Annotated in this window: 11 protein-coding genes; 5 read left to right on the top strand and 6 right to left on the bottom strand. The window is 72.8% G+C overall.

Translation table 11 applies throughout. From position 1 onward, the window contains the following. Positions 1 to 4 precede the first annotated feature (4 nt). The gene (gene miaB, locus WFI16_RS00730) at positions 5 to 1474 is read right to left on the bottom strand and encodes a tRNA (N6-isopentenyl adenosine(37)-C2)-methylthiotransferase MiaB (RefSeq protein ID WP_419895872.1); all 1470 of its coding nucleotides are present in this window, start codon (positions 1472 to 1474) and stop codon (positions 5 to 7) included. A gap of 335 nt (positions 1475 to 1809) precedes the next feature. On the opposite strand from miaB, the gene hemW reads away from it, so the two are divergent. From hemW to WFI16_RS00745, 3 genes are all read left to right on the top strand, one after another. Beyond that, positions 1810 to 3027, top strand: coding sequence for a radical SAM family heme chaperone HemW (gene hemW / locus WFI16_RS00735; RefSeq protein WP_419897129.1), 1218 nt, complete (start codon positions 1810 to 1812; stop codon positions 3025 to 3027). A 76-nt stretch (positions 3028 to 3103) separates the two neighbouring features. Then, entirely contained in the window at positions 3104 to 4363 is a 1260-nt protein-coding gene (locus tag WFI16_RS00740; protein WP_419895873.1) for a putative DNA modification/repair radical SAM protein, read from the top strand. Further along, the gene (locus WFI16_RS00745) at positions 4356 to 5174 is read left to right on the top strand and encodes a TIGR03915 family putative DNA repair protein (RefSeq protein ID WP_419895874.1); all 819 of its coding nucleotides are present in this window, start codon (positions 4356 to 4358) and stop codon (positions 5172 to 5174) included. The genes WFI16_RS00740 and WFI16_RS00745 overlap by 8 nt, the downstream gene beginning before the upstream one ends. 270 nt (positions 5175 to 5444) lie before the next feature. On the opposite strand, the gene WFI16_RS00750 is transcribed toward WFI16_RS00745, so the two are convergent. Next, complete coding sequence (locus WFI16_RS00750; protein ID WP_419895875.1) at positions 5445 to 6842, bottom strand: ATP-binding protein; 1398 nt, start codon at positions 6840 to 6842, stop codon at positions 5445 to 5447. 127 nt (positions 6843 to 6969) lie between these two features. Next, positions 6970 to 8049 carry a penicillin-binding protein activator gene (locus WFI16_RS00755; RefSeq protein ID WP_419895876.1) on the bottom strand — a complete coding sequence of 360 codons (1080 nt, stop codon included), beginning with the start codon at positions 8047 to 8049 and terminating at the stop codon, positions 6970 to 6972. A gap of 125 nt (positions 8050 to 8174) precedes the next feature. Between WFI16_RS00755 and rsmI the strand changes: the two genes are divergently transcribed. Beyond that, the gene (gene rsmI / locus WFI16_RS00760; RefSeq protein WP_419895877.1) at positions 8175 to 9089 is read left to right on the top strand and encodes a 16S rRNA (cytidine(1402)-2'-O)-methyltransferase; all 915 of its coding nucleotides are present in this window, start codon (positions 8175 to 8177) and stop codon (positions 9087 to 9089) included. Positions 9090 to 9173: 84 nt separating this feature from the next. Continuing rightward, positions 9174 to 10289: a glycosyltransferase family 2 protein gene (locus tag WFI16_RS00765; protein WP_419895878.1), complete on the top strand. Its 1116-nt coding sequence runs from the start codon at positions 9174 to 9176 to the stop codon at positions 10287 to 10289. A 39-nt stretch (positions 10290 to 10328) separates the two neighbouring features. On the opposite strand, the gene rsmA is transcribed toward WFI16_RS00765, so the two are convergent. The 3 genes from rsmA to WFI16_RS00780 all read right to left on the bottom strand — a co-directional run bounded on the left by rsmA (position 10329) and on the right by WFI16_RS00780 (position 14940). Continuing rightward, positions 10329 to 11174: a 16S rRNA (adenine(1518)-N(6)/adenine(1519)-N(6))-dimethyltransferase RsmA gene (gene rsmA, locus WFI16_RS00770; protein WP_419897130.1), complete on the bottom strand. Its 846-nt coding sequence runs from the start codon at positions 11172 to 11174 to the stop codon at positions 10329 to 10331. Between the two features lie 7 nt (positions 11175 to 11181). Beyond that, the gene (locus tag WFI16_RS00775; protein WP_419895879.1) at positions 11182 to 12546 is read right to left on the bottom strand and encodes a peptidylprolyl isomerase; all 1365 of its coding nucleotides are present in this window, start codon (positions 12544 to 12546) and stop codon (positions 11182 to 11184) included. 69 nt (positions 12547 to 12615) lie between these two features. After that, the gene (locus WFI16_RS00780) at positions 12616 to 14940 is read right to left on the bottom strand and encodes an LPS-assembly protein LptD (protein ID WP_419895880.1); all 2325 of its coding nucleotides are present in this window, start codon (positions 14938 to 14940) and stop codon (positions 12616 to 12618) included. Positions 14941 to 15037 lie beyond the last annotated feature (97 nt).

The raw sequence follows: 15037 nt of genomic DNA on the forward strand, positions 1-15037 counted from the left end.
TTGCTCAAGCGGGGGCCAGCTCCTTCACATCCAGCAGGATGGCGGACAGGGAATTGGGGTGGGCGGCGGCGATTTTCACCCGGGCCGAGCGTCCGGCGAGCGTCGCCGGGCCCAGCGCGTGCACCGGCTGCAGCCAGGGGCTGCGGCCGGCCATCTGGCCCGGATGGCGGCCCGGGCCGGTGAACAGGATGTCGCATTCGCGGCCGACGCAGGCGCGGTTGAATTCGTCCTGCTGCTGCCGCAGCAGGGCCTGCAGCTCCTGCAGCCGGGCATCCTTCTCGGCCTCGGCCACCTGGAAGGGCTGGCCGGCGGCGGGCGTGCCGGGGCGGGCGGAATACTTGAAGGAATAGGCCAGGGCGAAGCCGACCTTTTCGACCAGCGCCATGGTGGCGGCGTGGTCGGCGGCGCTCTCGCCGGGATGGCCGACGATGAAGTCGGAGGACAGCGCCATGTCGGGCCGGGCTTCGCGCAGCTGGTCGGCGATGCGGTAGAACAGCTCGGCCGTGTGGCCACGGTTCATCGCCGCCAGCACCTTGTCCGAGCCGCTCTGCACGGGGAGGTGCAGGAAGGGCATCAGCTGCGGAATCCTGCCATGCGCCTGGATCAGCGCGTCATCCATGTCGCGCGGGTGGCTGGTGGTGTAGCGCAGCCGCTCCAGCCCCTCGATCTCGGCCAGCTCGTAGAGCAGGCGGGACAGGTTCCAGGTGGTGCCGTCCGGCGCCTCGCCATGCCAGGCGTTGACGTTCTGGCCGAGCAGCGCGATTTCCCGCGCGCCGCCGGCGACCAGCCGCTTCGCTTCCGCCACGATCGCCGCGACGGGGCGCGAGAATTCCGCCCCGCGGGTGTAGGGCACCACGCAGAACGAGCAGAACTTGTCGCAGCCTTCCTGGATGGTGAGGAAGGCGATCGGCCCCTGCTCGGCGCGCGGCTGCGGCAGCAGGTCGAATTTCTGCTCGACCGGGAAGTCGGTGTCGATCTGCGCGCCGGCGGCGCGCGCCGCGCGGGCCACCATCTCCGGCAGGCGGTGATAGGTCTGCGGGCCGAGCACGATATCGACCCAGGGGGCGCGGCTGGTGATCTCCTTGCCCTCGGCCTGGGCGACGCAGCCGGCGACGGCCAGCACCATCTTCTGCCCGGCCTCGGCGCGCGCCTCCTTCATCTGCCGCAGCCGGCCGAGATCGGAGAACACCTTCTCGGAGGCCTTCTCGCGGATATGGCAGGTGTTGAGGATGACCATGTCGGCCTCCTCCGGCGTCTCGGCCGGGCCATAGCCGAGCGGGGCCAGGACATCGGCCATGCGGCCGCTGTCATAGACGTTCATCTGGCAGCCCCAGGTGCGGATGAACAGCTTCTTGCGGGGCGTGCTGCCATCGGCCGGGGCCTGGCTGTCGACGGCGGTCTCGGGCGAGGCGGCCTGTGCAGGGAGAGGGGCGCCAGGCAGAGGGGCGGCAGGGAAAGAGGCGGCAGAGGTCATGGCGCGCGGGGGTCCGGAACTGCGGGGGCCAGCGGCACAGGCCGGCCGGGGCCACCCCGGCTCGGGGTAGCATCGCGGGCGGATGTGCGGGCGGCGCGGCCGCGGGTCAAGCGGACAGGCCGCCCGAGACCGCGGAAAGGGCCGCCGATCCTGGGCGCATCATGCCGGAGCATGGTCGCGGATGGCGCCGCGCCGGGTCAAGGCAAACCGGCCCGGCCCGAGGGCGAATCGCATGATGCTTTCGTGTCGCGACTCGGGCGGGCGGGGCGCGGGGCTGCCCTGCGCCGGTTCCGCGATGCTGGACCTGCGGGGGTGCCGCGCGCCATATGCCGCGCATGCCCGCCGCCGCCGACCTCCCGCCGTCCCTCGCCCCGACCGAGCCGGCCAGCGACCCCCTGGCCCTCTATGTCCATTGGCCGTTCTGCGCGGCCAAATGCCCCTATTGCGACTTCAACAGCCATGTCCGCGAGCGGGTCGACGGGATGCGCTACGGCGAGGCGCTGCGCCGCGAGCTGGCCCATGAGGCTGCCCGGCTGGCGCAGCAGGGGCAGGAGCGGCGCAAGCTGGCCTCGATCTTCTTCGGCGGCGGCACCCCCAGCCTGATGCCGACCCAGGCGGTGGCCGACATCATCGCCGATGCCTGCCGCTTCTTCGACCCGACGCCCGATATCGAGATCACGCTGGAGGCCAATCCGACCAGCGTCGAGATCGCCAAGCTGGCCGAGCTGCGCGCCGCCGGCGTCAACCGCGCCAGCCTGGGCGTGCAGGCGCTGAACAACCAGGCGCTGGGCTTCCTCGGCCGCAAGCACGATGCCGGCCAGGCGATCGCCGCGCTGGAGGCGGCGCGCTCGCTCTTCCCGCGCCTGTCCTTCGACCTGATCTATGCCCGCCCGGGCCAGCAGGAGGCCGAGTGGCGCGCCGAGCTGCGCCAGGCCCTGACGCTGGCCGCCGACCACCTGTCCCTCTACCAGCTGACCATCGAGCCGGGGACACGCTTCGCGACCGAACATGCCCGCGGCGCCTTCGCCCTGCCGGAGGGCGAGGAGGCGGCGGCGCTCTATTTCGCCACCGGCGAGGAGGCCGGGCATTTCGGCCTGCTGCCCTACGAGGTCTCCAACTACGCCAGGCCGGGGGCGGAGAGCCGCCACAACCTGGCCTATTGGCGCTATGGCGACTATCTCGGCATCGGCGCCGGCGCCCACCAGCGGCTGCTGCTGCGCGAGGGGCTGGTGGCCAGCCGCCGCCACCGCGGCCCCGAGGAATGGCTGGCGCGCGTCGAGGCCCAGGGCCACGCCATCACCCATGCCGAGACCCTCTCCGCCACCGACCGCGCGCGGGAGGCGATGCTGATGGGCCTGCGCCTGTCGGAAGGCGTCGACCCCGCCCGCATCGAGGCCCGCACCGGCCTGACGCTCGCCGAGGCGGTCGATCCTGGCATCCTGGCCGCCTGCCTGGAGGAGGATTATCTGCGCTGGACCGCAGACGGCCGCCTGGCCGCGACCTGGGAAGGGCGGCTCAGGCTCGACGCGCTGCTGCCGGCGCTGCTGCGCTGAAAAGCCGAAAGGCCCCGCTTGCGGGAAAGGCTTTCTGGAACAAATATAGAACGAACGCTCCGGATTGCCCTGTGCCATGGATCTCCGCGCCAAGCTCGCCCTGCTGGCGGATGCCGCCAAATACGATGCCTCCTGCGCTTCCTCCGGCACCTCGAAACGCGATTCGCGCAAGGGCGGGCTCGGCAGCACCGAGGGGATGGGGATCTGCCACGCCTATGCGCCGGATGGCCGCTGCATCTCGCTGCTGAAGGTGCTGCTGACCAATGCCTGCCATTTCGACTGCGTCTACTGCATCAACCGCGCCAGCTCGAACGTGCCACGGGCGCGCTTCACCGTGGACGAGCTGGTCCGGCTGACGCTGGCCTTCTACCGCCGCAACTACATCGAGGGGCTTTTCCTCAGCTCCGGCATCATCCGCTCGCCCGACTACACGATGGAGCAGATGAACCGCGTCGCCCGGACGCTGCGCGAGGAGCACGGCTTCCACGGCTATATCCACCTGAAGACCATCCCCGACGCGGCGCCCGGCCTGCTGGCCGAGGCCGGGCGCTGGGCCGACCGCCTGTCGATCAATGTCGAGCTGCCGCAGGATGCCAGCCTGCAGCGCCTGGCGCCCGAGAAGGACCTCCCCGCCATCCGCGGCGCCATGGCCGGCCTCGCCACCCGCATCGCCGAGGCCAAGGACGCCCAGAAGACCGCCCGCCGCGCCACGCCGCCGCGCTTCGCCCCGGCGGGGCAGTCGACCCAGATGATCGTCGGCGCCGATGACAGCGACGACCGCCGCATCCTGACCACCGGCGCCGCGCTCTATGGCCGCTACAAGATGCGGCGGGTCTATTATTCGGCCTATTCCCCGATCCCGGCGGCCTCGTCCCTGCTGCCCCCCGCCGCGCCACCCCTGCTGCGCGAACACCGCCTCTACCAGGCCGACTGGCTGCTGCGCTTCTACGGCTTCGGCACCGAGGAAATCATGGAGGGCGGCGAGGCCGGCATGCTCGCCCTCGACATCGATCCCAAGCTGGCCTGGGCGCTGAAGCATCGCGGCCTCTTCCCGCTCGACCTCAACCGCGCCCCGCGCGAGATGCTGCTGCGCGTCCCCGGCCTCGGCGCCCGCAATGTCGACCGCATCCTGGCCGCCCGCGCCGAGGGGCCGGTGCGGCTGGGCGAGCTGGCCGGCCTGCGGGTGCCGCTGAAGAAGGTGGCACCCTTCGTCACCGCCCCCGACCACCGCCCGGCCCCCGGCCAGCTCGACAGCATGAATCTCCGCGAGCAGCTGCGCCCCGGCAGCCGCTTCGCCCGCGCCGCCCGGCCGGCGCAGCTCAGCCTCGATGTATAGCGTCGCCCTCGAGGACGAGGCGGATTGGGTGGGCTGGCGCCGGGCCGCCCGCCACCTGCTGGCCGCTGGCATCCCGCCCGAGGCCGTCACCTGGCACCCGCCCGACACGCCGGCCGGTCTCTTCGCCGGCCCGCCGCCGCCGGCCCCGGCCGGGGCCCCGGCCCTCGCGGTCCCGCGCGACTGGCTGGCCATGGCCGAGCGCGGCATCCGCCACAGCGACCCCGAGCGCTTCGCCCTGCTCTATGCGCTGCTCTGGGACGCCCGCGCCGAGCCCGGCCTGCTGCGCCGCCCGACCGAGCCGCGCATGCAGCGCCTCTCCGCCATGGCCCGCGCCGTGAAGCGCGACGCCCACAAGCTGCACGCCTTCCTGCGCTTCCGCGAGATCGACACGGCCGAAGGCCCGCGCTCGATCGCCTGGTTCGAGCCCGAGCACCACATCCTGGAGGCCGAGGCCGGCTTCTTCGTCCGCCGCTTCGCCATCCTGCGCTGGTCGATCCTGACGCCCCGCCGCTGCGCCCACTGGGACGGCGAGGCCGTCACCTTCGCCCCCGGCGCCCGCCGCGCCGACGCCCCGGCCTTCGACGCGGCGGAAGACCTGTGGCGCACCTACTTCGCCAGCATCTTCAACCCGGCCCGGCTGAAGCCCGAGGCCATGCGCGCCGAGATGCCCAAGAAATACTGGAAGAACCTGCCGGAGGCCTCGATCATCCCGCAACTCATGCAGGGGGCGTCGGGCAGAGTGAAGGTGATGATGGGGCAGGAATTCGTGGAAGGGCGGAAGCAAAGGGGAAGTCACAGGCAGGAAGGATGAAGGCCAGGGGAATGAATTCCCCTGGACCCCATCTTTTTTCTGTCAGACTGCCGTGTCCACATGGCGACAGGACGTGAAACGGCCCCGCGGCAGCGCGACCTTCGATCGAGCAATGTTATATAAAACGGTACCCCACCGAGATGCCCTGACGACGGCACAGGTGATGAGCAGGTCCCCAAACGGCCGGTGATCAGAAAGAAGATGGGGGTCTGGGGGAATTCATTCCCCCAGCCTTTTCCTGTCTTCCCTACCCCAGACCCTTGCTTGCCTTCACCCCGCCGGCAGCCACACCTTGAACGTCGCCCCTTCGCCTTCCTTGCTGTCGATCAGCAGCTGGCCGCGGTGGCGGTTGACGATGTGCTTGACGATGGCGAGGCCGAGGCCCGTGCCGCCGGCGTTGCGGGCGCGGCCCTTGTCCACCCGGTAGAAGCGTTCGGTCAGGCGGGGGATGTGCTCGCGGGCGATGCCGGGGCCGTCATCGATGACGCTCAGCGTCACGCCGGGGCGGGAACCGGAGACCTTCGCGACCTCCAGCTTTACCAGTCCGTCCGGCTGGCCGTGCCGTACCGCATTCTCGAGCAGGTTGCGCAGCACCTGGGACAGCTGCTCCTCGTCGGCGGGGGCGGCGATGGCATCCTCGGCCAGCGCCATCTCCAGCCGGACGCGGCGGCTGGCCAGGATCGGCGCCATCGCCTCGGCCTCGCGGCGGGCGAGCTCGGCCAGCGGCACGCGCTCGGTCGGCGCCTGGTGCTCGGCCAGCTCGATGCGCGACAGGCCGAGCAGGTCCTCGATCAGCCGGCGCATCCGCTCCGACTGCTCGGACATGATGGTCAGGAAGCGGTCCTGCGCCTCGGGGTCGTCCCGGGCCGGGCCGCGCAGCGTCTCGATGAAGCCCATCAGGCTGGCCAGCGGGGTGCGCAGCTCATGGCTGGCATTGGCCACGAAATCGGCGCGCATCCGCTCGACGGCGCGTTCCCGGGTGCGGTCGGAGAGCATCACCACCAGCCGGCCGCCATCGGCCAGCGGCGGGTCGAGCGGGATCACCTGGACGGCCAGCTCGCGCGGCACCGGCACCGGCAGCACGATGTCGACCGCCTGGCGCTGCCCCTCGGCAAGCGCGCGGTCGACGGCGCCGGCCAGCGCCGGGTGGCGCAGCAGGGCGGCGGCGTCGCCGGCCAGCGGCCCGGCCTCGGCGGCGCGGGCACCGAACAGCGCGCGGGCGGCGGCATTGGTGCGCAGCGCGCCGCGGTCGGCGCCGAGCACGAGGAGCGGGTCAGGCAGGCTCTCCAGGATGGCGGCGTCGGCGCGCTTCATGCGGCCGACCAGCTCGCCGCGCTCGGCCAGGCTGCGGGCGAGGCGGGCGACGCCGTCGGAGACCTCGGCCAGCGCCGGCAGCCGGGGCGGCTCGGCCGCCGGCCAGTCGCCCTCGCCATCGGTGGCGCGCCGCAGCACGGCGGCCAGCCGTGCCAGGTTGCCGAGCCAGAGGCGGGAGACGGCCAGCGCCGCCAGCAGGGTGAGGAACAGGGCGGGCAGCCCAACGCCGGGCTCGATCCGGCCGGTGAGCAGCAGCAGGACGAAGAGGAGGGCCGGGACGCCGCCGACCAGCGCGGCCGAGCTGAGCCAGCGCCCGAGGGTGGGGCCGGGGGACACGAGGTCCTGGTCTGTCACGCGAGGATCTTCCCGAAACTGGTCACGGCGGTTGCAGGCTGTGCAGGGTTCCGCCGCCGCGGGACAGATTCAACCGACAAAACGAAGAAACGCCGCGCCCGGCGCCGGTGCCGGGCGCGGGCCGGGATCAGAAGCCGACGCTGCCGGGCAGTTCGGCCGGGGCGACGACGCCGGGCTGGCTGCCGGGGGCGATGGCATAGACGGCGAGGCCGCGCTGCACCATGCCGCCCGGGTTCAGCCGCAGCTGGCCGTCGGCGCCGAGCACCGTCTCGCCCAGCGGGATCTGCGCCGTGCCGCCCGGGCCCTGGCCGCGGATGGCGCGCGCCGCGATGGCCGCCGCGTCATAGGCGACGCCGACGATACGCGAGGGCTTCTCGCCGAAGGCGGCCTCGTAGCGACTCTCGAACTGGCTGCGCGCCACCGGGTCGGCGCCGGGGAACCAGGCGCCGGACAGCGCCAGCTGCTGGCCCATCGCCTCGTCCATGCCCCAGAGCGCATGGCCGGCGAGCCGCAGCGGCGGCATGGCGATGCCGGCCTGGGTCAGGGCGCCGGCGAAGTCGCGGGCGCGCACGCCGCTCTCGGCCAGCAGCAGCAGGCCCGGGCGCTGGTCGGCGGGGGCGTCCGGCATCAGGCCGAGCTTCTGCGCGACCTCCCTGGCGACCAGCGAGGGCTGCGCGGCGCCGGGGTAGAATTCCACCTGCGGCTGCGGCAGGCCGAGCTCGGCGGTGGCCGCCCGCAGCGCGGTGGCCATCTGCCGGCCCAGCGCGCCATCGGGCCCGGCGAGGGCGAAGCGCTGCACGCCCTGCGCCTGGCCGGCGACGACCAGGCGGCGGACCTGCTGCACCGGGGTGATGCCCAGCGGCCAGACCTGGGTGCCGGCCTGGTTGGCGTCGTTGGTGAAGGGCAGCACCGGGATGGCGGCGCCGCGGGCGACGGTGGCGACGGCGGCCGTCTCCTGCGCGGTCAGCGGGCCGACGATGATGCGGGCGCCATCCTGGATGGCGGTGCGGGCGGCGGAGGCGGCGCCGGCCGGGCTGCCGCCGGTGTCGCGCGGCAGGAATTCGAAGGAGGCGTCGCCCTGCTCGAACAGCGCCAGCTGGGCGGCGTTGAGCAGCGGCTGGCCCAGGCCGGCCTGCGGCCCGGTCATCGGCAGCAGCACGGCGACCTTGGCGCGCGGCGGCGGCGGCGGCGCGATCTGGCCGGCCATCGGCTGCGGCGCATAGCCGCCCGTTGTGCGCGAGGCTTGCGGGGCGCAGGCGGAGAGGGCCACAAGGGCAGCGATCAGCGCGGAGCCGGCCAGGCCCCGGCGGGACTGCGGGAGAGCGGGTTTCAGTGCAGCCAGACGAAACCGGGACAGACGAGACGACACGTGAAACCTCCCCTCCGCCGGGCAAGGGGCCCGGCCTGACGCTGGTGGCGACGCCGATCGGCAATCTCGGCGACCTCGCTCCCCGGGCGCTCGCCGTGCTGCGCGCGGCGGACGTGGTTTTGTGCGAGGACACCAGAGTAACCGCACCAATGCTCGCGCGACATGGCGTTTCGGTGAGTCTGCTGCCGCTCCACGAACACAACGAGGATGCGGCGACGCCGAAGCTGGTCGCGCGGATGGCGGGGGGGCAACGCCTGGCGCTGGTTTCGGATGCAGGCACGCCGCTGATGAGCGATCCCGGCTACCGCCTGGTGCGCGCCGCCATCGCCGAGGGCATCGAGGTCTCGGCGGTGCCGGGGCCGAATGCTTCCGTCATGGCGCTGACGCTGTCCGGGCTGCCGCCGCATCCGCATCTGTTCCACGGCTTCCTGCCGCCGCGCGATGCGGCGCGCGCCGCCGAGCTCGCCCGCTTCCGCGCCATGGAACGGGCCGGGCTGTCGGCCACGCTGATCTTCTACGAGGCGCCGCACCGGCTGGCCGAGACGCTGGCGGGGATGGCCGAGGTGCTGGGCCCCGACCGCCCGGCCGCCGTGGCGCGCGAGCTGACCAAGCGCTTCGAGGAGGTGCGGCGCGGCCCGCTGGCCGAGCTCGCCGCGCATTACGCCGAGCACCAGGCGCGCGGCGAGATCGTGCTGCTGGTCGGCCCGCCCGGCGACGCGGTGCCGGAGGCCGAGGCCAGCCTGGACGACCGGCTGCGCGCCGCGCTGGCCGGCGGCGAGAGCCTGCGCGATGCCGCCGCCCTGGTCGCCGCGGCGACCGGCCTGCCGCGCAAGCAGGTCTATGCGCGGGCGCTGGAGATGCGCGAGGCGCAGGGCTGAGCGCCTTGCCTCCGCCCGGGCTTCGGGGGAGTTTTCCGCGAGCCCGACAACGCCGCCCTGCGGACTGCAAGGAGAGCCCGCCCGATGGCCGAGAGCCCGCGCCGCCTGGAAGCGCCGATCATCATCTTCGCCTTCGACCGGGGCGCCTATCTGCGCCGCTTCTGCCTGTCGCTGCGGGCGCAGGAGGGCATCGCCCTCGATGAGCGGCGCATCTTCCTGCTGCAGGACGGGGCGGTGTCGCGGCGGTCGGGGGTGCGCTACGCGACCGATGCGGCGATGGCGGAGAGCGTCACCGCCTTCCGCAGCGTCTTCCCCGCCGGGCAGGTGGTGGCGAGCCCGGAGAATCTCGGCATCGCCGGCAATATCGCGCGCGGCGAGCGGATGGCCTTCGAGACGCTGGAGGCCGAGACCGCCTATTTCTTCGAGGACGACCTGGAGCTGGGGCCGGCCTATCTGGTGATGATGGAGCGGATGCGGGAGGCGCTCTCGGCCTTTCCGGAGGTCGGCTATTTCGCCGCCTATGGCGACCACCGGCAGACGCCGAAGCCGGACAAGGTCCGCATGGTGCCGCTGGACCATCACTGGGGCTTCGGGCTGCGGCGGTCGGCCTGGAAGCGGATCGCCGAATGGCTGAAGCCCTACTACGCCATCATCGGCCAGACCGACTATCCGAACCGCAATCATCTCGGCGTCTATCGCTTCCTGGCGCAGCAGGACATGGCGATCGACAAGTCGTCGCAGGATGCGCTGAAGGCGCTGGCGGCGGCGAAGCTCGGCATCGCCCGCGTGATGACCGACCTGTGCTTCGCCCGCTATATCGGTGCCCAGGGCGCCTCCTTCAGCGAGCAGCGGTTCCGGGAGATGGGCTATGACCGGATGCAGGCGACCGGGGTCGCGGACCTGCCGCTGGAGGGCTTCACGGCGGGGCGCGTGGCGGCGGTCCTGGCCGGGCAGCAGCAGCGGTTCCTGGCGTTCCGCCAGCAGGAATTCGACCGCTTCCTGGAGCGCTACAGCGCCCGGCACTGGGACCCTGACCGGCTGGTGACCCGCCAGGATGTCAGCGATTTCTACCGGCTGTTCCTGGACCGGCTGCCCGAGGGCGAGCAGGTCTACGAGGCCTGGGTCGACAAGAAGACCGTGGCGACGATGCGCCATGCCCTGATGAGCAGCCGCGAGTTCCAGGGCCGGAACTTCAGATAGATGGCGGGGTCCGGGGGGATACCATCCCCCCGGCGGGGGTCAGGGGGCAGAGCCCCCTGCCTTCTTCAATTCGTTGATGGCAAGCCTCTCGAATTCCGCGACGGTGAGCGTTTCCGCCCGTCGTGTCCCGTCGATATCGGCGTCCCTGAGGATGGCCTCGGCGTTGCCCAGGGTCTTCAGGCTCGACCGCAGCATTTTTCTCCGTTGCCCGAAGGCCGCCGCGGTGACTTTTTCCAGCGACTTCATCAGTGCCGGGTCCGGGTCCTCGGGGTGGGGCACCAGGTGCACCACCGCCGACCACACCTTGGGCGGCGGGCTGAAGGCGCCGGGTGGCAGGCGCAGCATCATGCGGCACTGGCAGCGCCACTGCGACAGCACGGCGAGCCGCCCGTAATGCTCGGTATCGGGCGCGGCGACGATGCGCTCGGCGACTTCCTGCTGGAACATCAGGGTCATGCTCTCGAAGAGCGCGGCCTGGTGCAGCCAGCCGATCAGCAGCGGCGTGCCGACATTGTAGGGCAGGTTGGCGACGATGCGGCGGGGGCTAGGCAGCAGGGTCTCGGCATCGATGCGCAGCGCATCGCCCTCGACGATGGTCAGCTTGCCGGGATAGGCGGCCGAGAGCTCCTCCAGCGCGCCGAGGGCGCGGCGGTCGAGCTCGACGGCGGTGACATGCTCGGCGGCGCTGGCCAGCAGGGCGCGGGTCAGGCCGCCGGGGCCGGGGCCGATCTCGAGGACCTGGCGGCCCTCCAGCGGGGCCGCGATCGAGGCGATGCGGCCGCAGAGGGTGGCGTCGAGCAGGAAGTGCTGGCCGAGCGCCTTGCGCGCGGCCAGCCCGTGCTTCTGGATCGTCTCGGCGAGCGAGGGGAGGGCGGCGGCGGAAATGGCGCCCTCAGCTCCGCATGTCGATCTGCGCGCGGCGGCGCAGGTCGCGCTGCAGCTGGCGCGAGGTCAGCTCGATGCGGTCGCGCAGGATCTGGCCGCGCGCCGCGTCGGGCGAGAGCTCGGCGAGGTTGCGGGTCTCGCGGGTGCAGACGGCGAGCACCAGCACGCCCTCGGGCGTGACCAGCGGCTGGCTGGCGCGGCCGACCGGCAGGCCGGCCACGATGTTGCGCAGCGCCGCCGGCTGCATGGTGTCGAGGCGCAGCGCGCCGCCCGGGTCGGAGGGGCGGTCGCCGCCGCGCGCCGCGGCTTCCACCGCCGGGCAGGCGCGGCCCTCGAGGGCGCGGGCGCGCTCGACCGCCTGGCGCTGCTGGTCGGTCGGCGCCTGCGGGTTCAGCGCGGCGGTGAAGGGGAAGAAGGCCTGGCGCAGGGTGACGAGGGTCGCCATCTCGCGGCCGGTCTCGCGCTTCTGGCGCAGCGCCACGATCTGGAAGCCGCCGGGGACGCGCACCGGGTTGGCGATGGCACCGGGCGGCATCTGGCTGACGATGCCGCCGACCGCCGGGTCGAACTCGTCGGGGCGGGTCCAGCCCATGTCGCCGCCCTGCAGCGCGGTCTGGCTCTGGCTGAACTGGGTGGCGGCGGCGGGGAAGGGCACGCCGCGGCGCAGCTGGCCGACGACGTCGTCGACGAAGCGGCGCACCTCGGGCTCGGCGGCGGGGTCGTCGACCGGGATGAAGATCTCGGAGACCAGGTATTCCGGCTCGCCGGTGCGCGCCTTGTGGGCGGCGATGAATTCCTCGATCTCGGCATTCGAGATCTGGCCCTGCTGGCCGAGCTGCTGGCGGATCAGCCGCGACCAGCCGATCTGGTTGCGGATCTGGTCGTAGAGGGCGCGCGGCGCGATGCCGGAGGCGCGCAGCTGGCCGGCCAGGGCGCCGGCGGGCAGGCCGTTGCGGCCCTCGATCTCGCGAACCGCGTCTGCCACGTCCTCGTCGGTGACGGGGATGCCGCGGCGCTGCACCTCCTGCATGCGCAGCCGCTCATCGACCAGCAGGCGGGTGACCTGCGGGCGCAGCCGCTCGACCACGTCGCCGGCATCGCCCATGTTGGCGTTCAGCGCGAAGAGCCGGGCACGGCCGGCGACCTCGGTCGCGGTGACGACGTCGCCATTGACCACCGCGACGATGCGGTTGGTCTGCGACGGCGCGCTGGCCTGGGCCTCGGGCGTGGGCGCCGGGCGGCGGGGCTGGGCCGCGGCGGGATGCGCCAGCAGCAGGACGGCCGCCAGGGCCTGCGTCGCCGCGCAAGCGGAGAGGAGGGCGCGGGCCGGGAGGCGGGTCTGGAGCCCGAGCTGGGCGAGAGCACGTCGCATGGCGGTTTTCCTAGGCCGGGCGCGGCCCGGCCGCCAGCCCCAATCGCGGGGCGGCGGCCGGGCAGCCCATCAGATCGCGCGGAAGCCGAAGTCGCCGATCGTCTTGAAGGAGACGCGGAACAGCAGCACGGTCGAGGACGGGTAGTAGGAGCTGCGGTTCGACGGCTCCGCATAGGTCTTGGCGAAGCGGGTGTCGAAGATCAGGCACTCGTCCTCATAGGTCAGGTTGACGCCGGCGGAGACGGCGCGCTCCAGCTCGAGGTCGTAGCGGCCATAGGTGCCGGCCCGCCAGTACTGGCCGATCCGCGCCTGGACATTGCCGGAGACCTCGCGCCGCTCGCGGGTCGAGATCAGCGCGCTGGAGGGGATGGTGTAGAGGTAGCCGCCGCCGAGCGAGACCGGGCCGAGGCCGATGCGGGCCGAGGTCTCGACCATGCGCGCATCCAGCCCTTCCTTGTCGAGCCGGGTGCGGGCGGTCAGGTCGAGCCAGGGGGTGGGCGAGAGGCGGACGCGGCCGACCCAGTCGGAGGAGCGGCCCTCGAGGCCGGAATCCTCCTCGAAGACGCTCTCGCTGCTGGCGCGGAAGGAGCGGCCGACCAGGCCCTCCAGCTGGCCGCCATTGGGGAACATCCAGGCGCTGCGGAAGGCGGTGTCGACGCGGCTGCCGCCCTCCTGCCGGTCGCGGCCGGGGAAGCGGTTCAGCGCGAAGAGGTTGGCGTCGGAGAATTCGAAGTCGAGGCTGTCCTCGTTGGCGACGAGCGTCTGCCGGCCGGTCGAGGGGCCGGTGACCAGCTGCACCCGGGGCTCGAAGATCTGCGCGCCGTATTCGCCGGCCTGGCGGACGAAGGGCATGCGCCAGTCGACGGCGGCGCGGACATTGACCGTGGCGTCGGTGGCAGTGCCCTGGCTGGCATAGTTGGGCGCGCGGTCGAGGTCGTCGACCCAGCGGGCCAGGGCGTCGCCCTGGGCGCGGAAGGTCCAGACCGAGCCGTAGCGGTCGATGCGCGGCAGCTCGTAGGTGACGCGGCTGGCGATGCGGCGGGTGTCGGTGCCCTGGTCGCGGTAGAGCGAGAAGGCGCCGGCATCGACGGTGAAATAGCCGCCGAGCGCGTCGCGGCCGCGGAAATGGTCGCCGAAGAAGTTCGGCAGCACCACCGGGATCTGCCCGGTGTCGTCGACCTCCGACAGGCCCTGATAGGCGCGGGCATCGACGCGGACATAGTCGTTGATGCCCCAGAAGCCCTCGAGATAGGCATCCGAGGAGAGCTGGCGCGGCGCCGGATAGCGCCAGGCCCGCAGATAGGCCTCGCTGCTGGCGCGGTTCAGGTTGAAGCCGGTGCGCCAGTGCTCGTCGAGCGAGAACTGGCCACGGCTGTAGATATGGCCGCCGAGGCCGTCCTCGCTGGTGGCGCCGGCGCGCTCGCCGACCGAGCCGGCCGCCTCGATCTGGCCGAAGTTGAAGCGGCGGCGGTAGTCGAAGCCGAGCGCCGGGTTCTGCTTGGTCGACAGCGTCGGCGTAATGGTCAGGTCCGAGCTCGGGTCGATCGCCCAGTAGTAGGGCGTCTCGACGAAGCCGCCGAGGAAGCTCGAGCTGCCGACCGTCGGCGTCAGGAAGCCCGACTGCCGCGGCACCGAGGGGTCGGGATGCGACAGATAGGGGGTGTAGAGCACCGGCACGCCGGCCAGCAGCAGCGAGGCGTCGCGGTAGCGCAGCCGCTTCGCCTCCTGGTCGGAGGTGGCCAGCCGGGCGCGCAGCTGCCAGAGCGGCGGCGCCGTCGGGTCGTTCACGCAGAGGTCGCAGGAGGAATAGAGCACCCGCGACATGTCGAGGATCTTGCCGTCGGTCCGCCGCGCGCCATTGGCGACCAGCCGGCCATTCTGGGCGAGGCGGGCCTTCAGCCCCTCGACCACGCCGTCGCGCATGTTGCCGGTCAGCTCGGCGCGGTCGGCGAAGAGCACCTGGCCATCGGCCTCGAGCAGTTGGACATTGCCCTCGGCCGTGGCGATGCCGGTCTGGCGGTCGAAGGTGAAGCGGTCGGCGCGCAGGATGCGCTCGTTCTGCCAGGCCTCGACGGCGCCGCGGGCGGTGACCAGGTTGCGCTCCTGGTCGTATTCCACCTCCTCGGCGGTGAAGGTCACCGGCGCGTTGTTGCCCGCGGCCGGGGCGGCGGCGGCCGGAGTCGCGGCGGGAGTCGCGGGGGCGGCCGGGGTGGCGGCGGGGGCGGGCGGGCTGCTCGCCGGCCCGCTGCCCTGGGCACGGCCGAGGCCGGCCGGCAGGCTGGCGGCCAGCAGGGCGGTGCCGCCCAGCAGGGTGGCGCGCCAGGAGGCAGGCCAAGCGGCAGGCCAGGCGGCAGGCCGGCGGCGGCGGGCGTCCGGCGGGGAAGCGGGCTCCATCCTGGCGGCAATCCCTCTCGCTGCGCGGCGGTTGCCGGCGTCACGCATGGCTCGGTCCATGCCGCTTCCATAGCCGCATTGGCGCGGCGCGGCGAGA

The organism is Roseomonas sp. USHLN139 (genome assembly GCF_037145735.1).
In the GTDB taxonomy this organism is placed as follows: Bacteria; Pseudomonadota; Alphaproteobacteria; order Acetobacterales; family Acetobacteraceae; genus Pseudoroseomonas.